20 protein-coding genes are annotated in these 23,477 nt (G+C 34.5%); 12 read left to right on the plus strand and 8 right to left on the minus strand.

Going from position 1 to position 23,477, the window contains the following annotated elements; genetic code table 11:
• Positions 1 to 43: 43 nt before the first annotated feature.
• The 3 genes from ACFS6I_RS23905 to ACFS6I_RS23915 form a co-directional block, all read right to left on the minus strand.
• Positions 44 to 1,615, minus strand: coding sequence for a calcineurin-like phosphoesterase C-terminal domain-containing protein (locus ACFS6I_RS23905; RefSeq protein WP_380924321.1), 1,572 nt, complete (start codon positions 1,613 to 1,615; stop codon positions 44 to 46).
• A gap of 144 nt (positions 1,616 to 1,759) precedes the next feature.
• Positions 1,760 to 2,272 (minus strand): hypothetical protein, encoded by a 513-nt coding sequence (locus tag ACFS6I_RS23910; protein ID WP_380924323.1) that lies wholly within the window; start codon positions 2,270 to 2,272, stop codon positions 1,760 to 1,762.
• 93 nt (positions 2,273 to 2,365) lie between these two features.
• Positions 2,366 to 2,857 (minus strand): C40 family peptidase, encoded by a 492-nt coding sequence (locus ACFS6I_RS23915; RefSeq protein ID WP_346600198.1) that lies wholly within the window; start codon positions 2,855 to 2,857, stop codon positions 2,366 to 2,368.
• Between the two features lie 190 nt (positions 2,858 to 3,047).
• Here ACFS6I_RS23915 and ACFS6I_RS23920 point away from each other — a divergent pair, with 190 nt between their 5' ends.
• Entirely contained in the window at positions 3,048 to 3,944 is an 897-nt protein-coding gene (locus ACFS6I_RS23920; protein WP_380924326.1) for an EamA family transporter, read from the plus strand.
• A gap of 56 nt (positions 3,945 to 4,000) precedes the next feature.
• Here the strand turns inward: ACFS6I_RS23920 and mtaB are convergent, their stop codons facing one another.
• On the minus strand, positions 4,001 to 5,320 hold the full coding sequence (gene mtaB, locus ACFS6I_RS23925; protein WP_380924328.1) for a tRNA (N(6)-L-threonylcarbamoyladenosine(37)-C(2))-methylthiotransferase MtaB: 1,320 nt from the start codon (positions 5,318 to 5,320) through the stop codon (positions 4,001 to 4,003).
• Positions 5,321 to 5,654: 334 nt separating this feature from the next.
• Between mtaB and ACFS6I_RS23930 the strand changes: the two genes are divergently transcribed.
• From ACFS6I_RS23930 to ACFS6I_RS23940, 3 genes are all read left to right on the plus strand, one after another.
• Positions 5,655 to 6,476: a thymidylate synthase gene (locus ACFS6I_RS23930; RefSeq protein ID WP_021190139.1), complete on the plus strand. Its 822-nt coding sequence runs from the start codon at positions 5,655 to 5,657 to the stop codon at positions 6,474 to 6,476.
• Between the two features lie 37 nt (positions 6,477 to 6,513).
• A complete protein-coding gene (locus ACFS6I_RS23935; RefSeq protein WP_315402518.1) occupies positions 6,514 to 7,008 on the plus strand; it encodes a dihydrofolate reductase in 495 nt (164 codons plus the stop codon).
• Positions 7,009 to 7,144: 136 nt separating this feature from the next.
• A complete protein-coding gene (locus tag ACFS6I_RS23940; RefSeq protein WP_132772157.1) occupies positions 7,145 to 8,329 on the plus strand; it encodes a serine hydrolase in 1,185 nt (394 codons plus the stop codon).
• Between the two features lie 54 nt (positions 8,330 to 8,383).
• Here the strand turns inward: ACFS6I_RS23940 and ACFS6I_RS23945 are convergent, their stop codons facing one another.
• Entirely contained in the window at positions 8,384 to 9,388 is a 1,005-nt protein-coding gene (locus ACFS6I_RS23945) for a D-alanine--D-alanine ligase (RefSeq protein WP_380924331.1), read from the minus strand.
• A gap of 155 nt (positions 9,389 to 9,543) precedes the next feature.
• Between ACFS6I_RS23945 and ACFS6I_RS23950 the strand changes: the two genes are divergently transcribed.
• The 8 genes from ACFS6I_RS23950 (at position 9,544) to ACFS6I_RS23985 (ending at position 17,172) form a co-directional block, all read left to right on the plus strand.
• A complete protein-coding gene (locus tag ACFS6I_RS23950; RefSeq protein WP_021190135.1) occupies positions 9,544 to 10,362 on the plus strand; it encodes a PASTA domain-containing protein in 819 nt (272 codons plus the stop codon).
• Between the two features lie 2 nt (positions 10,363 to 10,364).
• Positions 10,365 to 11,405: an endolytic transglycosylase MltG gene (gene mltG, locus ACFS6I_RS23955; protein WP_380924333.1), complete on the plus strand. Its 1,041-nt coding sequence runs from the start codon at positions 10,365 to 10,367 to the stop codon at positions 11,403 to 11,405.
• 1 nt (position 11,406) lies between these two features.
• Positions 11,407 to 11,814 carry an acyl-CoA thioesterase gene (locus ACFS6I_RS23960; protein WP_132772154.1) on the plus strand — a complete coding sequence of 136 codons (408 nt, stop codon included), beginning with the start codon at positions 11,407 to 11,409 and terminating at the stop codon, positions 11,812 to 11,814.
• Between the two features lie 2 nt (positions 11,815 to 11,816).
• A complete protein-coding gene (locus ACFS6I_RS23965; RefSeq protein ID WP_380924336.1) occupies positions 11,817 to 12,791 on the plus strand; it encodes a YihY/virulence factor BrkB family protein in 975 nt (324 codons plus the stop codon).
• Positions 12,792 to 13,259: 468 nt separating this feature from the next.
• On the plus strand, positions 13,260 to 15,194 hold the full coding sequence (rpsA, locus tag ACFS6I_RS23970; RefSeq protein ID WP_380924338.1) for a 30S ribosomal protein S1: 1,935 nt from the start codon (positions 13,260 to 13,262) through the stop codon (positions 15,192 to 15,194).
• Between the two features lie 105 nt (positions 15,195 to 15,299).
• Positions 15,300 to 16,133: a sulfurtransferase gene (locus ACFS6I_RS23975; RefSeq protein ID WP_380924340.1), complete on the plus strand. Its 834-nt coding sequence runs from the start codon at positions 15,300 to 15,302 to the stop codon at positions 16,131 to 16,133.
• A gap of 13 nt (positions 16,134 to 16,146) precedes the next feature.
• Positions 16,147 to 16,710, plus strand: a complete 564-nt coding sequence (locus ACFS6I_RS23980) for a YdeI/OmpD-associated family protein (protein WP_380924342.1) — start codon at positions 16,147 to 16,149, stop codon at positions 16,708 to 16,710.
• Complete coding sequence (locus ACFS6I_RS23985; RefSeq protein WP_380924344.1) at positions 16,711 to 17,172, plus strand: YciI family protein; 462 nt, start codon at positions 16,711 to 16,713, stop codon at positions 17,170 to 17,172.
• A 1-nt stretch (position 17,173) separates the two neighbouring features.
• On the opposite strand, the gene ACFS6I_RS23990 is transcribed toward ACFS6I_RS23985, so the two are convergent.
• From ACFS6I_RS23990 to ACFS6I_RS24000, 3 genes are read right to left on the minus strand one after another with little or no spacing between them, the layout of a single operon-like run.
• Positions 17,174 to 19,075 carry a RecQ family ATP-dependent DNA helicase gene (locus ACFS6I_RS23990; protein WP_380924346.1) on the minus strand — a complete coding sequence of 634 codons (1,902 nt, stop codon included), beginning with the start codon at positions 19,073 to 19,075 and terminating at the stop codon, positions 17,174 to 17,176.
• On the minus strand, positions 19,072 to 21,159 hold the full coding sequence (locus ACFS6I_RS23995) for a ComEC/Rec2 family competence protein (RefSeq protein WP_380924348.1): 2,088 nt from the start codon (positions 21,157 to 21,159) through the stop codon (positions 19,072 to 19,074). Before ACFS6I_RS23995 ends, ACFS6I_RS23990 begins: the two co-directional genes overlap by 4 nt.
• The gene (locus ACFS6I_RS24000) at positions 21,159 to 23,204 is read right to left on the minus strand and encodes a hypothetical protein (protein WP_380924350.1); all 2,046 of its coding nucleotides are present in this window, start codon (positions 23,202 to 23,204) and stop codon (positions 21,159 to 21,161) included. Before ACFS6I_RS24000 ends, ACFS6I_RS23995 begins: the two co-directional genes overlap by 1 nt.
• Between the last annotated feature and the right edge of the window lie 273 nt (positions 23,205 to 23,477).

Here is a 23,477-nt window from a genome sequence, read left to right on the forward strand (position 1 = left end):
GCAACCTTAAAAAGGTTGCTTCACGGTTTTATATGGTTATTTACTATTTTGTTTTACTTACAACCTCAATTTCCTTTACAGCTGTATGTATCCGGTTAAATAAATCAGTGGCTTTCACTTCAATTTTATATTTTCCTGCCTTTAACTTTGGCAATTTCAATCTCCATAAGTGAGAACTATTAGTACCATCAGAAGGCCTTCTTCCCTCTTTATAATCGGTTGCTAGGTCATACTGCTTAACCGCATCATCAAAGGATGGATCAACTTCTTCGACCTGATCCATTTCTTTCCATTGACTATCATTTATACGATATAATACTTGATCACCTTCTTTTCCAATAAAAAAATTTGCATAAACTGGGTATCGTTGTACATATTTTTGATCTACAATTGATGGTCCAGATAGTGCAATTTGATAAGCCTCATCTTTCCCTACCACCTTATAATCAAATGTATATTGATTATTTTTAATATTTAAAATAGCGTAACCTTTTGGGGTACCATCTCGCATGGTCGATACAGGTATTCCATTTTCATCCAGTTCTCCAGAGTACCAATCGCCAGAAGTTGTTCCTACATTATATTCATGATGCGGTTTTGATTGCCTCCAGCCATCCTTAGCGCCAAAGAAATTTTGTTGCTGGAAATGTGTATGAGCCGATAAAGAAAGTGTGTGGGGAAATTCACTTAAAATATCAAATAATCGATCACGATCTTCAGTACGGAAAACTTCAGAATTTTCATGTTCAAGCGGGATGTGAAAAGCCAATACAATTAACTTATCTTTTGGTACAAACTTCAGATCATTGGCAATAAACTCCAATTGATCTTTATGCAAACCTCCTTTATATCCTTTTCCTGTATCAGGATTAGGATAAATAATATCATCAAGAATTAAAAAGTGAGCATTTCCATAATTAAAAGAATAAGTTGCGGGACCAAAAGAAGCTTCAAAAGCTTCATCCGAATAGTTATCTTCTTTTGTATCAAAATTTAAATCATGATTACCAATTACATTAAACCAAGGTAAACCCATTAATGAAATTGTACTTTTATATGCCGGATGCAATGACAAATCATTACCAACCAGATCTCCTAAGCTGATCCCAAACACAGCAGCATTTTTATTGGATATACGATCAATAATTCCCCTTTTAAAATAATCCATTTCGGTCATATCATAAGCTTGCGGGTCTCCAAATACAAACGCAGAAAAATCTCTTGATTCAGATTGAGCTGTCAAACCAAAATTGATGTCCTTAGGTAATTTTCCAGTAGGTGAAACTCCCTTAAAGGTCAATTCGGGACTTCCCTGAGGTTTATGTATATAATAAAATTGTGGTTGATTTGCTGTATTAAGCGGTAGTGCATAATCAGCAGGTTTAATAACAAAAATAATATTGTCTTCATCAACAGGCAATTTATATTGACCCTGAGCATCAGTTTGAACGACCTCTACCCCATTACTCACAGAGACATTTGGTATACCCCGTTCTTTTTTATCAAGAATTCCATTTTTATTGACATCATCAAAAACAACACCTTTTGCAATTTCCTGAGCACTAACTGTGTAACTTAAAGATAAAGCTGTTGCAACAGCAAAAATATTTTTCATTTGAATATATAGCATAATTAAAGCCGAAGCTAATACTCTAATATGAATCAATAGTCACCTGATGTTTAACAAACTGTTAATTTATATAAAAAAAGGGGATAATCATATGATTATCCCCTTTTTTTATATAATATTTTATTTTATCTACTTAACTTTCGATCTAGATTGAGCAGCGGCTAATATTCGATTGACTTCATCGATCATAGACTTTCCTGCATTCCGCATTTTTTCATTACCAGCAAAATCAGCGTCCATCGTGACTTTTTTTGATTTGTCTTTATAATTCATCTCTAAATAAAAACGAGGCGTTTCTGTTTCAGGATTTACTTTTGATTTAGGTCCCGTCATGTCATCATCCAAATTCCAAAAACCTAATTCTTGAGCTTTTCGATGTAAGTAAAGCAAATCATCTTTAGTCATGCGAACCGTATCACGCTCTATCTCGTTTGTTTTGGTCACATACTGAAAAATTCCAGTTTTTGAATCATACTGATTATCCATATGATTAGGCTCACCGTATCGAAAGACCACAGACTGAAAATCTGTGAAACGGAAAGGCGCATTGCTAATCATATTACTGTAGTAGTAAACACAGTAAATTAGAAATGGTACAACAATACATAAACCCAAAAAAATCTTTTTACCCTTGATACTCATCTTTATTTTAGTTTTTGACAAAAATAAGGATTAAAATAGCTTTATAAAGTTTTATCTATTATTTGACATAAAAAAGGGAATTCGTATTACCTATCAGGATTTTGGTGTTCCAGCATTCGTGAAATATTTAGCGTACCACGAATCTTTTAAGTCAGAAATAATAACACCTTTTTTTGTCGATACATGTACAAATTTATTATTATGCAGATATACGCCAACATGATCCACATTACGTCCTCCGAACGAAAAAAACACCAAATCACCTTCTTTAAGCTGGGAATTTCGCTTGCTCTTAATTGCACCATCCATATCTCTAGATGAACGAGGTAAATTCTCTTTATATACTTTGAGATATAACATATTAACAAAACCTGAACAATCTACCCCTCTTTTTGTTGCACCTCCCATACGATGTGGTATACCCATCCATTCGTCAATAAAAGAATAAAGCGTAGGATTAAGTTCCTTTTTCTTTACTTGCAAAAGATCTGCGTAATTATCTAATGAACTTGTACTATAATTTTTACCCCTAGCTTCACTGGCATCTGTCAAAACTGCACTGCTGTGGCCACTGTTACTGTTCACCTTTTTCTTAACTGAACAACTACTGAGTAAAAGTATCAAGCTGAAAAAAAATAATATATTACGTTTTATAGACATATCAATATCAAATGTTAGGTAAATGTAATAAAACCAAATTTAACTGGCAAACAAGCCCTTCTTTCTTCATATCTCTTTTCAAATTGTAATTTTGTCGGAATTTGTAAAATATAATATGGAAAAATTAAAAGGTGCTATTGCTGTATTTGTCGGTGCAAGTAGCTTTGGACTGTTGTCAACATTTGTCAAAAAAGCATATGCGCAAGATTACACTTTAGGACAAGTAACTGGAGTACAAGCTATTTTTGGAATGATTATCTTATGGGCAGTTTATCTACTCATTCAGTTGCTAAACCCAAAAGCTAATCATGGCTTCTCTAAAAAATCTAATAAATGGAAAATTGTTATCAGTGGTATTTCTACAGGTCTAGTAAGTTTAGTTTATTACAAATGCGTTCAATTAGTGCCTGCTTCATTGGCGATTGTTCTATTGATGCAATACATCTGGATAGGAACGTTAATTGAATATATTATATTCAAAAATAGACCTACCAATCGTCAATTGATTGGTATTGCAATTGTACTTATAGGAACTGTATTTGCAACAGGGCTTATTGAACAAGGAATCGACAAGCTCAATTGGACGGGCATTACATACGGAATATTAGCAGCAACTGCTTATGCAGTATTTCTAATTGTTAACGGTCGAGTTGGGAATGATTATCCGCCAGTTCAAAAAAGTGCACTAATGGTTACTGGATCCTGCATCATGATCTGTTGTATTTTTCCACCAACATTTTTAATATCGGGCGCTTTAGGTGACAGTATATGGCATTTCGGGCTTATTCTTTCTTTCTTCGGAACTGTTATTCCCCCATTGTTATTTGCATATGGAATACCTAAAATCGGATACTCCCTAAGTGGTATTTTAAGTTCTGCAGAACTACCAGTAGCAACTGCTATGTCATACTTCATCCTTAAAGAAGCTGTAAGTCCTATTCAATGGATAGGTGTATTCATGATATTAGCAACCGTCATTTGGTTAAATGCTAAAAAAGAAGAAGCCAGATAAAGAGAAAGGCTCAATTCGATTAGAATTGAGCCTTTCTCTTTTATATCATCAAGCACTTAGTGTGCTAATACTTCTTTTAACTCTTCTATTTCAACTTCGCAACCTTCTGTGATTGATAAGAATTTCACATGTGCAACTTCGTTGACCAACAAAGGATCGTAAGCTGTACGCACTTTTACATAATTTTTGGAGAAACCATGCATATATCCCTCCTTCTCATCACTCTCAAAAAGTACTTCACCTACTTTATCCAATTGTTTCTCATAGAAAGCACGACGCTTTTTCTCCGATAAAATGTGTAACATTTTACTACGGTCACTTCGCTGAGATCCAGGTACTGCCCCCTCCATCTGTGCTGCTATTGTATTTTCACGTTCAGAATAAGTAAATACATGCAGATAGGAAATGTCCATGTCATTTAGGAAATTATACGTGTCGATAAAATCTTCACGAGTTTCTCCAGGGAACCCTACAATGACATCAACACCAATACAGCAATCCGGCATTAATTCTTTAATCTTCTCCACACGCTGTGCATAAAGCTCCCGCTTGTAACGGCGGCGCATCATACTCAATACTTTATTATTTCCAGATTGTAAAGGCATATGAAAATGTGGAACAAAACGTTTTGATTGTGCTACAAATTCAATAATCTCATTGGCCAAAAGATTTGGCTCTATCGAAGAAATACGGATACGGTCTATTCCTGACACCTCGTCCAAAGCCTTTACAAGGTCTAAGAATTTATCTTGTCGTTTACCGTCTCGGATACCAAAATCACCGATATTTACACCCGTTAACACAATTTCTTTTACGCCAGATGCAGCAATTTCCTCGGCTTGACGTACGATATCCTCAATTTTCCCTGAACGGCTTGCTCCACGAGCAAGAGGAATTGTACAAAATGTACAAGAATAATCACATCCATCTTGTACTTTTAGAAATGTACGCGTACGGTCACCGATTGAATAGGCAGATACAAATTGATTGGTTTCATCAATTGGTGCATTATGAACAACAGCCTTCTCGTTTTTTGTCAGATCATTGATATGTTCGATAATATTGAATTTTTCTGCGGCACCTAAAACCATATCCACTCCGGGGATTTCAGCAATCTCAGCTGGCTTCAACTGTGCATAACAACCGACAATGGTGATATAAGCATTAGGTGAATATTTAAGTGCTTCCTTTACTACCTTGCGACATTTCTTATCTGCATGATCCGTGACTGAACATGTATTAATAACGTAAACATCTGCCGCACTATTGAATGGCGTGGTTTCATAACCCGCATCTTGAAAGACACGACCTATGGAGGATGTTTCTGAAAAATTCAATTTACATCCTAAGGTATAGAAAGCTACTTTTTTACTCATAATGATTTTGCAAAAATACAACAAAAAGCTCCAAATGAAAATTCTTAATTATGATTTAAACGCTTTTCAATTAATTATGAGATTTTAATGATCCAAAATTTAACAATATGAGTTTTGATTTCTTTATTTTACCGTCTTTCTTTACATTGCTATGATAGTGTACCGCATATGAAAATGATGTGCACACTTTTATAAATTTTCGTGAGAATACTTCAAAAAATCTTACCTTCGTATAGAATATTACATGATTATACAGCGAGCATCTTTGTTGGTATATTACAGCCAAAAAGACGCTATTTGTTAATCACAAAATAAATAAAAGCAACTATTTACAATGAAACAATATCTTGACTTACTAAAGCACGTATATACAAACGGGGTTATTAAAACTGACCGTACTGGAACTGGAACTAAAAGTGTATTTGGATATCAGATGCGTTTCAATTTAAAGGAGGGCTTTCCACTTGTTACGACAAAAAAATTACATTTAAGATCAATTATCCATGAATTGATCTGGTTTTTGAAAGGTGAAACAAACATCAAATATTTAAAAGACAATGGTGTCAGTATCTGGGATGAGTGGGCAGATGAAAATGGTAATTTAGGTCCTGTTTATGGATCACAATGGCGTTCATGGCCAACTCCTGATGGAGGCCATATCGATCAGATTGAAAAAATAATCAAGCAATTGAAGACTTCACCCGATTCAAGAAGAATCATTGTGTCTGCCTGGAATGTTGCAGAAATTGAAAATATGGCTTTACCTCCTTGTCATGCATTTTTTCAATTCTATGTTGCTCCTGCTGATCCTGAAAATGGAATCTTAAAACCACAGTTGTCTTGTCAGCTATATCAAAGAAGTGCAGATATCTTTCTAGGTGTACCATTTAATATTGCCTCTTATGCTTTATTAACCATGATGGTAGCACAGGTTTGTGATATGGAAGCCGCTGAATTTATTCACACCTTAGGAGATGCCCATATATACAGTAATCACTTCGAACAAACAGAATTACAATTGAGCCGTGAACCAAAGGCTTTACCTCAATTAAAAATCAATCCCGAAGTAAAAGATATCTTTGATTTTAAATTTGAAGACTTCGAGTTGTTAAATTATGAATCCCATTCGCATATTAAAGCTCCTGTAGCAGTTTAAAAAGAATCTTCCTTATATACATGTGTAACCTATAGAAATGAGTAAACTTAAAATAACATTAATTGTAGCCGCTACTGAAAATAATGTAATCGGTAAAGGAAATAAAATGCCTTGGCATTTACCAAATGATCTTAAATATTTCAAAAAAAATACACTTGAACATAGTGTGGTTATGGGGAGAAAAACTTTTGAGTCTCTTGGTAAACCATTACCAGATCGCAGAAATATTATCTTGACTAGAGACATGACCGCAAAATCTGATGATGTGGACATCGCCAATAGCTTTCAAGAAGTATTAAACTATTGCAGAGATGAAAGAGAGATCTTTGTTATTGGTGGTGGCGAAATATTTAAACAAACGTTACCTTTCGCGGATAAAATATTATTGACCAGGTTGCATACAACTATTGATGGAGATGCTTACTTTCCAGAATTACCAGCACATGAATGGATATTAGAAAGTGAAGATAAGCATGAAAAAGATGAGAAACATGCTTTCGACTATAGCTTTCAGGTGTACGTCAGAAAATAAAGATAAAGGCTTCTCTAATTTTAAGAAGCCTTTATTGTAAACCATCCTTTCGAAAATCAGTATACTAAATCCAATTATGCATAAATTTCTAACATTTTTTTTCATCAGTATCATTCCTTACTCCTTTGCTCAAAAAATGGATACAATTTACCTCGAAAAATTATTACAAGGCCATCCCGAATTGTTTCAAAAGATCTTAGATCACCCGAGTAAAAATGAAGTTCAAATTCTCTATACGCAAATTGATCGGGATAAAAATAATGTGCCACATTTTAAATCATTCAGTTATAGATTAAATCCAAACTGGTATTTCTATCCTGCCAGCACAGTTAAGCTCCCAACGGCAATCCTAGCATTAGAAAAAATAAATGAGCTAAAGATTGCTGGATTATCAAAAGATACACCGTTAAGAATCGACTCTTCTTATGAGAAACAAACAGCTGTTGTACAAGATGAGTCTGCTAAAAATGGTCTCCCGTCAGTTGGTCAATATATTAAAAAAATCCTTTTGACAAGTGACAATGACGCACAGAACAGACTTTTCGAATTTATCGGACGTGCTGAATTGAATAGCAAATTACAAAAGCATGGCGCACAAAACTCACGCATTGTCAATAGACTGGCCATAGGTGACAAAGGTGTCTGGGCAAAACACACTAATCCTATTACTTTCTACTTAGAAGATAAAACCCTCTATAAACAGGATGCCCAATTTGATCCAAACGACTACCCTATTAAGCTAGAAAATACTCGTCAAGGAAAAGGTTACATGAATGACAAAGACGAGCTTATTCATGAACAATGGAGTTTTGAAGGGTTAAATGTTTACCCATTAGATGATCAGCAACTGATCATGAAAAAATTACTTTTCCCGGAAGCATTCGATGCTCGCAAAAGATTCAAATTAACAAATGATGATTATTCATTTTTGTACGACTACATGTCGCGTTATCCGTTTGAGTCGGATTATCCTAAATATGACACGACTGAATTCTGGCCGACATATAGTAAATTGCTTTTTTATGGCCGTGATAAAAAGGCAACAATAAATCCAAATATTCGCATTTTCAATAAATATGGAGATTCCTATGGTTATAATATTGATAACGCATACATTGTTGATTTTGAAAAGGGGATAGAGTTCCTATTGGCAGTAGTAATCCAATCTAATGAAAATGGAATTTATAATGATGGAATCTACGAATATGAAACTGTCACCTACCCATTTCTAAAAAACATAGGTCAAATTATCTACCAGGAAGAGCTCAAAAGAACGAAAGAATTTAGACCTGATCTAACGAAATTTGATTTTAGAAAATAAAAAAAGTTACATTACAAGAAGTTGTAATGTAACTTTTTTTATTTCATACTGAAGTTATTTTTTTAACGCAACTTCGATTAAATTACCGTAAAACTCTTGTTCCGTCAATCCTGCCGCGCGGACTTGTTGAGGAATAAAACTTTGGGGAGTTTGCCCTGGAATGGTATTGATTTCAATAAAATAAAACTTATCCGTATCGTTTTCCAAAAAGAAATCAATACGGACCATTCCTTTACAATTCAATCGCACATAAATATCTTTTAAAATCTTACCTATGCGCAATTGCTGATTTACATCCAGATCCGTTGGTGTAATTTCTTCTGTAAGCCCGGGAATATACTTTGCCTCAAAATCAAAAAACTCACGTGTTGTTTTCACTTCAGTAGCCGGTAAAACAACCAGTTCCCCGTCGACATTACGATAAATACCTTCCGAAAATTCACGGCCATTTACAAACTCCTCAACAATAACCTGGCTACCGGTGTTCTCAGCATCAAAAGCTTTATCAATGGCTACTTTTAGTTCATCTGCAACTTTTACTTTTGTCATACCTATACTACTACCTCCAGCATTAGGTTTTACAAAATAAGGCAGGGATAATTTATCTTCTACCAGCTCAACGGCTTGAGCGCGCTGATTTTCAAACAATAAGACAGATTTAGCTAAAAATAAATCATTAAGATCTGCCAAAATCGCTTTCGTATATCCCTTATTCATTGTTAGCGCCGAAGTCAACGCATCACATGATGTATAAGGTATGCCAACTAAGTCAAAATAGCTCTGTAATCGCCCATCTTCACCGGGTGAACCATGAACCATTATAAAAGCCAATTCAAACTGAACAATACTATCATCAAGCACTAAAGTAAAATCTTCCTTATTGATTGCATGCTTTATTCCTGAATCACTAACATAAAACCATGCATCTTTGGTAATCGTAATTTGATAGATATCGTACTTATTGTGATCAAGCTGTGAGTATACAAATGCAGAACTTTTAAAAGAAACTTCTGCTTCACCTGTATAACCTCCAGTTATTAATGCTATTTTTGTTTTCATAAAATTATCGTGATTCTTCTAACAAATATAATTTGCTATACACAGAAAAACGAATATTTTTGTTCAATATTTAAAAGGGCAGATATTGAACAAAAATAGTGGCTTTAATCTTGCTTAGAAAATATACGATAAAATGATTTTTTAAAGAAATATAAATGTCAAAAATATTACAGTATTTAAAAACGAATACGTTTAGAAACAACATTCTAATCGCTATTGGATTTGTTTTAGCAATTTTCCTATTCATCTATCTTGGTTTAAAAGTATATACCAAACACGATGAATCGATAGAAGTTCCACAAGTAAAAGGCCTACATATTAATGCTGCTATCTCAGCATTAGAAAATGCGAACTTGGAATATCAAATTGATTCCGTTTATCAAATGGATGCTAAACCAGGTCTAGTAATTGAACAAGATCCCGAAGCTAAATTTCATGTAAAAAGCGGACGTACAATCTACTTAACTATTATTACACAGGTAGCTCCTGAAATCGCGTTTCCAAAGATCAAGGATAAAACATTAATTGAAGCATCCTCTATACTAAAAAACCATAATTTACGTATAGGTGATACAACTTATATTGCAGACATAGCTAGAGATATCGTTTTAGATGCCCAATTTGCAGGGCAATCTATCCGTGATGGCAGAATGATTCCAAAAGGATCTAAAATTGATTTAATATTGGGTAATGGTCAGGGCGCAAATGAAGTTCAAATACCGGATTTATCAGGATTGACTGTTACGGAAGCAAAATTTGCATTACAAGGTATAGGATTAGCTTTGGGTACGGTGACTTACGATATTGGCGTGTCGGATACGAGTACAGCCCGTGTTATCACACAGTTTCCTGGTTTAGAGACCGGGATCACGAGTATTGGATCCAAAGTGGATCTTACGTTGTCCAATACTGTCCCTGCTACTCCACCAGTAACAGCTCCTTCTTCACCGCAAAAACAAAAAACAAATCCATAAATATGGAAAATAAAAAGAGAATACCAAATTGGTTAAAAATCATTGCACTCCTAATCTTTATTATTGGAGGATATTTCGGCTGGACAGCTTACACCACTTTCCTAGCATCAAATGTTACAGATAATCAAAAATACCTGTATATCAATACAGGTGATACTTATTTACAAGTATTACAAAAAATAAAAGATCAAAAAATAGTGGAAGATCCAAATAGTTTTGATCGCGCTGCTAAATATCAGAATTATACGGAGAGTGTTAAGCCTGGTCGTTATGCTTTGACTCCAGGAATGAACAACAGAAGATTTATCGGTAATTTGAGAGGAGGCTATCAAGATGCTGTTAAATTTAGATTCGAAAATATCCGCTTAAAGGAAAACTTTGCAGGTAAACTTGCAGAAAATTTCGAGGCTGACTCTATCACGTTCTTAAAACTATTAAATGATGAGAATCTAGCAAAGTCATACGGTTTTACTAAAGATAATTTCATTGCAATGTTTATTCCAAATACATATGAACTTTATTGGAATACTGCGCCCGAAAAATTATTTGCACGTTTTCATGATGAATGGAAAAAATTCTGGACAAAAGATCGCTTAGCAAAAGCAAAAGCAATCAACCTGACACCACAGGAAGTTAGTTCTCTTGCTGCAATTGTTAAAGGTGAAGCACTTCACAAAGACGAAATGCCCGCTATCGCCGGGTTATATCTCAACAGATTACAAAAAGGAATGCTTTTACAGGCTGATCCGACAGTTATTTTTGCCACTCAAGATTTTACTATCCGACGTGTATTGAATAAACATTTAAGAACTGATAATCCATATAACACCTATATCTATAAAGGTCTTCCTCCAGGTCCTATTATGATGCCTAGTATTGTTGCCATAGATGCTGTATTAAATTACAAGCATCACGACTATATTTATATGTGTGCTAAAGAAGACTTTTCTGGATACCATGCTTTTGCTACTAATGTCGCTGAACATCAAATAAACGCCCGCAAATTTCAAAAAGCATTAGACGAACGAAATATCAAAAAATAGTATGTTTCAATTCGAATATCAAACACGTGTACGGTATGCAGAAACCGATCAAATGGGTTATGTGTACTATGGAAACTACGCTGCATTCTACGAAATAGCTCGAACCGAAATGCTACGAAGCACCGGAATCTCATACCGTGAACTGGAGGAGATGGGTGTTATGCTACCGGTTATGGAGATGAAATGTAAATACATTAAACCTGCACGTTACGATGATTTAATAACGATTAAAACTACAATCAGAAAAAAACCTGCGGTAAGAATAGTTTTTGAATATGAACTGTTCAATGAAAAAGAAGAGCTCCTAAATACAGGTGAAACAACACTCGTATTTGTTGATATCAGTAAGAACAAACCCACAATGCCACCCGCCATTTTTCTTGAAAAAATGGCGCAATACTTTGAATAAACATGTCCAATATTCATCAATACTTATTGAAATTAAAACCTTACAATCAAGTTATTGAATGGAGTAAAGGAGTGATTTTACCTGGATTTGGATCTTTGCCTCTCTATACTGTAGCCATATTCTTTTTTCAAGAAATATCTCGTGACTCTATTTTAAGCAAAGCATCATCACTTTCTTATAGTTTCATGCTGGCTATTTTTCCGGGGATCATCTTTCTATTTACATTGATCCCTTATATACCAATAGACAATTTTCAAGAACAGCTTTTAGATTTTTTGGAAGTAGTCATTCCACATAATGCTTATGAAGTAGTCGAGACTACATTAGAAGACATTATTAAAAATCAGAATGGAGGACTTTTATCTTTCGGTTTTATATTGGCAGCTTACTTTGCTACCAATGGAATGGCCTCCATGATGCGGGCTTTCAATAAGGCTTCTCTTATTGCTGAAAAACGTACGTGGATAAAGCGTAGAATGATTGCGCTTGGACTCGCTTTTTTGATCATAACAGCCTTAACCATAGGGATGACTATATTTACCTATGCTGGCATTGTTGTTAATTATCTGAAAGATAGTATTGCTATAACCAATAGTTTCTGGGCCTTTGTCATAAAGGCGGCTCGTTGGTTCGTCATATTCGGTATATATTTCTTTACTGTGAGCTGCCTTTATAAATTTGCACCAACATCTTCCCGTCGCTGGAAAATATTTAGCCCCGGAGCAACTTTAGCTACTATTTTAGCTATTCTAACTTTCTCCGGATTCGCATTCTATATCAACCACTTTGGCACGTATAATAAGCTATATGGGTCTATTGGAACTTTAATTGTCATCATGATCTGGATGTATCTCAATACATTAATATTACTGATAGGTTACGAACTAAATGCGGCCATTGCTCTGTCCAAACAAAGTATTAAAATTGTAAGGCCAAAAACCTTCAATTCATTCAGAGCAAATAACGAAAATTTATAGTTCGGCTTGAGAAATCGCCTATTTTTAAAAAATTAGTTTATTACAATATAAATCGGAACAGCTGTTCAATCTTCTTATTAATTCTGCTTTTAAATATCGGCTATCAGAAAAAAGGCACAATCCCCTATCTCCCTCTAAATCAATAAAATTCATAGTCCCTATTTTTTACGTTACAATTCGATCATACTGCTCAATAATTTCTCAAATGTACATGTACAACCAAATCGAAGTAATTTACACCCTATAACAACTCCCAGATTGGAACAATTGGTAGGAACATATGCCCCAATTCCATATGGAAGAGTCATAATTCAATTATGTTTTAACAGTCAATTTTGTTCAAAACCACTAGTAATTGAATAAATGTGGATAACAATTTAAAAAAAAATAGATATAAATACTTGTTAATAAAAGTTTTTCGTATTTTTGCAGTCCCTACAATGTGGGGAAAAGGAGAAAAAATAATTAATGGCAAAAAAACAAGAAGTAGAAAAAGAGTTAGCAGCGAAAAACGCGGAGCTACAAGGCGCTGACACCAGAGTGGTGAAAGACACAGAAAAAATTGAATCAGAGGCTGATTCAAAACTAATCGAAGAAATCAAATCTAACACATGGATCACTCCAGAAGGCGAATTCGACTGGGATGCTAGTGATAAAGGTTTCGGAAATTACAGCGAGGCTGAGCGCGCTAAATTAGAAGAACAATACGCAGGTACTTTCAACCAAATCAATCAAGGTGAAATTATCGAAGGTACTGTTGTTTCTATCAACAATAAAGACGTTGTCTTGAATGTTGGTTTCAAATCTGATGGTTTGGTTTCATTATCTGAATTCCGTGACTTACCAGAATTGGCAGTTGGTGACGTAGTTGACGTTTTTGTAGAGTCGCAAGAAGATGCTAATGGACAATTAGTATTATCTCGCAAACGTGCTAAAACTCAAAAATCTTGGGAAGCTATCAATGAAGCATTGGAAAATGATGCTATCATTAACGGTTTTGTTAAAAGTCGTACTAAAGGTGGTCTTATCGTTGATATCAAAGGTGTTGAAGCATTCTTACCTGGATCTCAAATCGATATTAAACCTATCCGTGATTACGATATCTACGTAGGTAAAACAATGGAATTCAAAGTTGTTAAAATCAACCACGAATTTAAAAACGTTGTCGTATCACACAAAGTATTAATTGAAAACGATTTAGAGAACCAAAAATCTGAAATCGTATCTAAATTAGAAAAAGGTCAAGTATTAGAAGGTACTGTTAAAAATATCACTGACTTCGGTGTGTTCATCGATTTAGGTGGTGTTGATGGTTTACTTCACATTACTGATATTTCATGGGGTCGTATCGAGCATCCAAAAGAGGTATTATCATTAGATCAAACTATTAACGTAGTTGTTTTAGATTTTGATGATGAGAAAAAACGTATCGCTTTAGGCTTGAAACAACTTTCTGAGCATCCTTGGGAATCTTTAGATAAAGACTTAGCTGTTGGTTCTAAAGTAAAAGGTAAAATCGTAACAGTTGCTGATTACGGTGCTTTCTTAGAAATCATCCCGGGTGTTGAAGGTTTAATTCACGTTTCTGAAATGTCTTGGTCTCAAAACTTACGTTCTCCACAAGAGTTCTTAAAAGTAAGCGATGAAATCGAAGCTGAGATCTTAACTTTAGATCGCGAAGAGCGTAAAATGAGCTTAGGTATCAAACAATTAACTCCAGATCCTTGGAAAAACATTGTTGAGCGTTACCCAGTTGGTTCTAAACAAACTGCAGTAGTTAAAAACATGACTAACTTCGGTGTGTTCGTAGAATTAGAAGAAGGTATCGACGGTTTAATCCATATTTCTGATTTATCTTGGTCTAAAAAAATCAACCACCCTAACGAATTCACTAAAGTTGGTGAAAAATTAGACGTTGTTGTTTTAGAATTAGATGAAGAAAACAGAAAATTATCTTTAGGTCACAAACAATTAGAAGAAAACCCTTGGGATACTTTCGAGACAATCTTCACAATTGATTCAGTTCATGAAGGTACTGTATTGAAAGTTGGTGACAAAGGTGATATCGTTGCTTTACAATATGGTGTTGAAGGATTCTGTCCATCTAAACACTCTGTAAAAGAAGATAATTCTGCACTTAAAGTTGACGAAGTTGCTTCATTCAAAATCATTGAATTCAACAAAGAAAACAAACGTTTAGTAATTTCTCACTCTCGTATCTGGGAAGATGAAAGAGCTGAAGCACGTGTTGAAGAATTCAATGCTCGTAAAAAAGAAGCTAAAGTAGCAAACAATGCTGTTAAAAAAGTAAAAGATTCAGTTGAGAAATCTACATTAGGTGACTTAGACGTTCTTGCACAATTGAAAGAGCAAATGGAAGGTGATGAGAAAAACGCTAAATAGTTTTTAACATCAACTCGATAATATTAAGCCCTAGCAAAATGCTAGGGCTTTTTTTGTTTATAGAAAAAACATGACTAAATTTACGTAACGTAAATAAAATAAACCATGTACTTTCCCTCTTCACTAATCACTCCTGCACAGCTTAGTAGTGAATTAAACAATTCCAAAATTGTATTATTAGATTGTACAATCGACAAAGTAGGTCAATCGCTAAAGGATACGAACTTAGAAGTAATAGGTAACTCGCTCTTTTTTGATATCGAAAATACCTTTTCAGATAAAAACAACCCGCTACCACACACACTTGTTTCCCAGGAAACCTTCACAAATGGAATTCAGGAACTAGGTATCAATCAAGATAGCATCATTATACTATACGACCGGTGGGGTATATATTCAAGTCCTAGAGCTTGGTGGATGTTTAAGGTTATGGGATTTGATCAAGTTTATATACTTGAAGGTGGAATTCCAGCATGGAAAGAACAGCATCTTCCCATAGTAGACCATCATATAAAACTAAAACAAAGAGGTAATGCCAAAGCTCATTTTAATTCAAAATGGTATGCAGATAAAGATTACGTGTTAGCACATTATGAAAATAGTGAAACAAGCATTATTGATGCTCGTAGTCAAGGAAGGTTTATTGCATCAGCTCCAGAACCCAGAGCAGGATTAAGAGGGGGACATATTCCCAATTCTCATAATCTTCCATTTGATCTTGTTCTCGAAGGAAACAGCTACGATTCAAAAGAAGAATTGCAAAAATTGTTTAAATCATTTAATAACAGCAATGAACAGATTTTCACCTGTGGATCAGGTATTACAGCATCGATTCTAGCTTTTGCCAGTCATTTACTTGGTAATAAAAACATCAAAGTATATGACGGTTCTTGGTCTGAGTGGGGACAGGAAAAACTCAATTTACCTATTTCCAACTAGTTATTACAAATTTATGGATAAACAAAACAAATGGGAAGAAGAATTATTAATCCTACGCAGCATAATTGAAGAGTTCCCACTTGAAGAAACTACAAAATGGGGTGGTCCGGTATTCACGTACCAACAAAAAAATGTTATTTCATTTGCTGGATTTAAAGATCATTTTGCAATTTGGTTTTTTAACGGATCGCACCTGGTAGATCCGGCGGCGGTTTTAAAAGCAACACAGGGAGAAAAAACGAAAAACCTGCGTCAATGGAAATTTACAGATCCAAGCCAAATTGATAAATCTCTACTTAGACAATATATACAGCAGGCCATTAATATTGAAGAAAAGGGATTAAAACTCATTCCAGGGAAAAAAGAATATTTATCCATTCCTGCATTAATTGAAGAAGCATTAAAGAACGACCCACAATTAAAAAGGAATTTTGAGAATCTCAGTGATGCAAAAAAGAATGAATATTATGAGTATATTCATGAAGCAAAACAAGATAAAACAAAAGTAAACCGTCTAGAAAAAATTAAACCTATTATATTAAGTGGAAAAGGTTTATATGATAAATATAAAAAATAGATGAAAAATATACTTTACCTTGGATTATTGATATTAGGTATGCTATCTCGTTCTTATGCTCAAAAAACTAATGCTAAATATGACCATTTATTAGCCGATTCATTAGGAGCTGACAATTATGGAATGAAGTATTATACTTTTGTGCTTCTAAAAACGGGCGCAACAAAAATAACTGATAAAGATTCTGTCAATCGACTTTTTGATGGACATATGAAAAATATTCAACGCCTTGCAAAAGAGAAAAAACTAATTGTAGCAGGTCCATTTGGGAAAAATGAAAGAGATTATCGCGGTATCTTTATATTAAATGTTAAAACTATCAAAGAAGCAGAAGCATTATTGTCTACAGATCCTGCCATTAAAACTGGTTTATTAATCTCCGAAATCACGTTATGGTACGGATCTGCGGCGCTACCATTGTATTTAGAAGCCAGTGAAAAAGTAAATAAATTTGAATTTTAAACTAGATATTGGTATTCCAGATATACCGATCATCTACGACCTTAATCTTATGATGATCTATTAAATTTCGCACTACTTCCAATTTTATTTCATCATCACCAAGAGAGAGCCTTCCAATCAGATCATGTATCGTTTGAGCTTCGTTCAGTAAAATGCGTTCTATCTCTAATTTTATATTATGATGCAATTTCACACGATGATTACGAATTAGGCATAGATCACAGACCTGACAAAATAGTGTATTCTGTTCACCAAAATAATGGAGTAGTGACTGGCTACGACATTGTGAATGCTCAATATAATTGAGCATCGCCTCGATCTGAACAGTCTTTACACGTTGTCTTTCTCTAATGAAAACATGGTCTACATAAAGATTTTTATAATCAACACGGTCCTGCAGAAAAGATAGCTGTGGACTATCTGTTGGAGGAATATAACTCGCAATTTCCATTTTAACCAAGGCGTTAATCAAACTTACAATTTGCTCATAAGAAACACCTAACTTTTTTGCAAACTCATATTCATTTATGGAAATATAATCATCAAATACTCCTCCATACGATCTTAATATAGCCTTTATAAGTTTATCATAACGCTCATATTGAACTTGAATTTTGTAGAGCTCTTGATGGTTCACTTCAAATTTAAATCGAGAAGGAATAAAGACAGCTTCAGAAAGCGTCAACCAGCCATCCTTTTCTAAAAACTTGAGGGCACTTAAAGTAGGAATTGTTTCAAGTTTATATTTTTTTATAAAGGAGACTACATCAAAATCAAATACAACTCCCTCCCCTGCACCATAAGGAATTTGAAAGTGATTACATAAGTAATGATAGACTTGTTGAATGAAAGCGACGGTTGGAAAACTCAGTTCTAAATTTTTTAAAAGACGATTCTTATCTTCCTGCTGATATAACATAACAGGATAAGCCTTTTTGCCATCCCTGCCTGCTCTTCCTGCTTCTTGATAATAAGCTTCTAAAGATTCAGGGATATCCAAGTGAATCACAAACCGGACATCCGATTTGTCAATTCCCATCCCAAAGGCATTGGTTGCAACAATAACGCGTGTTCTATTTTGCATCCAAGCTTCTTGCTTATCATCACGGTCTTTTCCTATCAAACCAGCATGATAAAAATCCGCGGAGATCCCATTGTTTACTAAGAAACGTGCAATCTCTTGAGTCTCTCTTCTATTTCGTACATAGACGACGCCTGAGCCACCCAGCTTTTGAATGACACGAAGCATCCGTCCCGATTTATTTTCTTCTTCCAGCGCCATATATCCGAGATTATCACGCAAGAAACTTTTAACAAATACGTTCTTCTTTTTAAAGGCCAATTTATCCTGAATATCTGCAATTACAGATGTGGTAGCTGTTGCAGTTAAAGCAAGAAAAGGAATATCTGGATGTATCTCCCTCAGTTTAGACAATTGTAGGTAAGAAGGTCGAAAATCATACCCCCATTGTGAAATACAATGGGCCTCATCGATTGCATAAAGATTGACAGTCATATGTTTGATACGTTCCTGTACCAATTCACTATACAAACGTTCAGGGGATAAATAAAGAAATTTTATATGGCCAAAAATACAGTTGTCCAAAATAATATCGACTTCTCGTGATTTAAGACCCGAATAAATAGCAACAGCTTCGATACCAATATCTTTGAGATGTTTTACCTGATCTTTCATCAAAGCGATTAAAGGAGTCACGACAATACAGATACCCGGAAGTATCATTGCCGGAACCTGGAAACAGATTGATTTACCACCACCTGTAGGCAATAAAGCTAGGGTATCTTTCTTATCCAGTACAGATTGGATGATTTCCTCCTGAAGAGGTCGAAACTCATCATGTCCCCAATACTGTTTTAATATGCTGATGCTATCTACACTCATAATAACTCCTTGTCCCAAACATACGCAAAATTATTTTTTATGGTATAATGCGCCACCCCCATATCATCAAGTTGCTGTCTCCACATCTGAATATTGAAGTCACTATTCGTTCCATCAAACAGCACAAGCTTAGGTTTTATAATTCTTACATTTTCGATAAAATTCCATTTGCTATTTTTTCTGACAAGTAAAATATCTGTAGGGCGATGACTTAGTAAAGAATGCTCCATAATTTGTATTGTTAAATTGGGTTTCTGAATAAGGTAATTTGTCCTTACAGAATCATATGATATCAATGGAAGAAAATCGATATCTTCCCAATTAGAGAAACGGGACAAATCCCTTTTTACACTATAAACCAAATTTCTGGCATCTAAAGAATCAAAAGAACTAACCATGGTGATGTTATTCTTTTGTATAAAGGCAAGTGCAATCTCTTTTCTGGTACTGTAAATACGAAATCCTGTATAATTAAACTGCAAATACTGTAAATAGCTGAACGTGCTAAGGCCAATCAATAGAAAACATACACTCATGTATAAAGCAACCTTATTTTTCCAATAAAATGCATAGCTGCAACTGAACAAGAAAACTAAACTGATCAAAACTAAAGCTGGAGAAAGGACAATTCCAGTCCATGTTGCAAAAGGTAATTGATCCAAAAACTCCAATGTGAAAAACATTTTCTTAATAAGCCAATCCATAGCATACCCTAACCAAACATTGATAATATCAACAGGAATGAACATCATCGCCATCCCGATATACATAATGAGCGTAACAGGTAAAATAACAAGTAAGTTCGCAATTAAAAAATAATTTGGGAACTGTCCAAAATAAAACAATGAAAACGGTGCTGTCATAATTTGAGCACTCAACGAAATAGCGACACTATCCCATATGATACGACTGAAGCGATTACTTTCAAAAATAGATAGACGTTTAAACAGTGGAAAAAATAAAACAATTCCTAAAACAGCAAAGTAAGATAACTGAAACCCGATATCAAATAATATATTAGGCTGCAATAATAAAAGTAGGAATGCAGAAGATGCCATTGTATTGAGCATATTGCCTTCCCGCTGCATTGATCTAGCAATAAGAAAAAAACTCAACATAATCGCTGCGCGTAATATGGAAGGTGCCATTCCCGTTAAGATGGTATAACTCCAGATCGCACAAAGCAACATAACAATTCTTAAAAGATTTAGAGTATGATTACCACTTACCCTAGCTAGCAACCACATCAAAACAATAAAGACTATTCCTACATGCATACCTGAAACACTCAGCACATGAATAGTACCTGTATTACTAAAAGTCTGCACGATATCTTGTGACATCACTGCTCTATAACCAACAATCAATGCCACTGCAATTTGAAAAGAATCCTCATCTTTCAGATATTTTCTAAATTTACTGACGAGCTCCTTCCTTAATTCTAAAGCTTGGGCTTTAATCCCAAAACCTTGATGATGACGAATGATTTTATACTCTTTTGACTTCAAATAAATCTGGCCATCGATACCCTGATTTTTTAAATAATCTCTATAATTGAACTCCAATGGATTAAGTGGCTTTGGGATGGGTTTCACCTTATTTTTTAAAACCATCTCATCACCATATTGTATAGGAGAATCTTTTTGATCAAAAGGCAACGTCACCATGAGCCGACCTGTCGCCTTTTGAAATGTTGAATCGATACGTTTTGCTAATAGGGTAACAGAAAATCGGACTGAATTATTGTAAAAAAACGGTTCTTCATCCACCATTGCAATATACTGATCACTCGAACCAATGAGAAAATGGTTAATATCCACCTGAACATGCGTTCTCCAGATATTCCAAATTCCGAAAAAAATCAAAATTATGTAGCTATTTACAATAGATAAAATTCCTAAACGGGGAATATAAAAGAAAAATACGAGATGCGATAAAAAACTAAAAACAAGCAGTATTTGTATCAAATTAAACATGCTTTTGCTAGGCTCAAAAAAATTGGCAATTCCAATTCCAATACCATAAAATAAGACAATTTTAAGAAATGGAAGCTTTTTCAACTGTTCTTCAAAATTCGTCTTCATTAAAATTGGAGTCTTAGCTGTACTTTAACTTCTGATTTGATATTTCCCTGAATTTCATCTAAACCCGAACCTATTTTTTCAAGTTCAGGATAATAGAAAGCTGATATTTTAGTCCACAAATCAATATTTCGATGTATTCTGTAACGTATATTATTATAGATTCGCCAACCTTTTTGATAATACAGTGGAAAGGAAGAAGCATATAGGACATCATTTTCAAAAGCATAAATCCGGGTATTATAACTATCAGTATGAAAATAAGCTAAACGCATATTTGTTGCTATTTTACTACTTTTGGGGTTAAAAAACAGATCCTGATAGGCCATCCATCCATATTCTTTTTGTTCGGACTCTTTCAGATATTGAATACCTTCGAGCCTACTACGAATGCTCCAGATATTACTTAATTTATATTTGTATTCAAATCTCAATTGGTATTTATTAACTGTTGCCAAGAAAACCTTTTCATTTTTTGAAGCAGAAGTATTTTCTTCTTTCACACGGTATCGGAAGCGCACTGATATCTGGCCCTTCTTATACCAGATATAAGAGAATTGGGACATAATATCATACCCTGAAGAAGGTGCCAATACGCGGTATCGCAACCATGGGAACTTAAAAACATCCAGATAAGCGGTCCATTGAATTTTCCGAGAAGGATGAAAAACAAGACCTGTATAAAGTCCTTTTTCATTCTTAGTACTGCTATTTTCTCCCATTGACTGGGCAAAGAAACTATGATAATTCTTTTGATAATCACGATATAAAAGAACTGTGGAAAACTTTGGAGTTATACTAGTCATAATTCCCGTTAACCAAGCATATCCTTCATCAAAACTTGTAGCAATCTCTCCAAAAAAATAAGAATTACGATAAGTGTAATTATAATAAAGACTAGCATTTCGAAGTAAATTACCCTCAAAATCATATTTATTTTCAAGAGCTTTGCCCAAAAGTTTAACCCCTTCTAAATGGGTAGCAACAAAATTTCCACCTATCTTAAACCTATTTTTGCTGTAAAGTAAGTTACCTCCATAAACCAGTTGTCCGATCGCATTTCGATATCGCTGTTCTGTTGGGGTACGATGAAGACCTGAAGTGGACAAAGTAGATATCACCCAATCATCATTGACCTTTTCCATATTGCCATCAATCTTTCTATAAGAAATATAAGGTGTAAATTCAAACTTACCAAAAGTCAAAGAACCTGCTACACCTCTTAAAAAATTTGCTTCATTCAAAGATGTGTACTGTCTTAAACCTATCCCCTGCCTAGCAGAACTTTCGATCATGCTTCCTTTACCGAAACTCAATCCATTCCACATCGTCAAACCCTGACCAATTTGTAAGGCAAAATCTCCAATGACTACATGTTTTACTTTCCCAAGATCTCTAATTGATAGACTCGCGCCATAAAAATCAAAACCATATTGTTGCTTGTCTCTGAAGAATAACTCCCCTGCATCTTTATCCATATTAATGGCAAGCCGAATCTTATCATTATAATTGAGCCTATAACGTACAGTATATCGATTCGGATCCCCAAGGTAGCGCGACCTGGCAGTATCAGTAATCGAATATCCTTTGGCACGGTGCAATAAACGTCCATATCGTAACATAACTTCTTGCTTCGATTTTAAGAAATTCTTAACTGTAAAATCTCTGTAATGCATATCACCTGAAACAGTAACAAAAGGAAGTAAATACTGAACTGTACGCAAATCAAACCCGATTATACTCTGTAACTCCTGTTTAGAAATAAAATCACCGGATTCTTTTCTGTGTGCCAACAGGCTTTCGATCTGAATAACACTTAAAAATAATAAATCGTGTAATTCACGTCCGTCTGTTTTATTTAAATCAATCGGATTTTTCAAGTAATATGACCATCTCTCTGAAATTTCGCTCGCATCGACATCCTCCTCTAATTCTTCCAATAGTTGTTCAAATAACTGATCAAAAGTCAATTCATTATACTCTTGACTATATGTTGCAATAGTGCTACCTAACAAGATCCAAATTAATAGGTAAAGTTTAAGTCTCAAAGACTTATTACTTAAAAAAATAAGAATCATAAATTTGATATATAGATAATAAAAAGTTTAATTTCATATTTTTTCACATATCGGAACACGACCATTACAATAAGTAATAATTATGTTACCTAAAGAAATATTGTAACGAATGCATCAATTAATTCTTTAAAAGATGCCATAACGGTTGCCACAATTAAAAACCAGGAGAGGTTTTTAATAGCATTATCGCATTCTCACTTAGGGTAATAGCAAAAATAATCACCTAAATAATATAGACGCAGT

It is taken from the genome of Sphingobacterium anhuiense (assembly GCF_042686355.1).
Taxonomy (GTDB): domain Bacteria; phylum Bacteroidota; class Bacteroidia; order Sphingobacteriales; family Sphingobacteriaceae; genus Sphingobacterium; species Sphingobacterium anhuiense.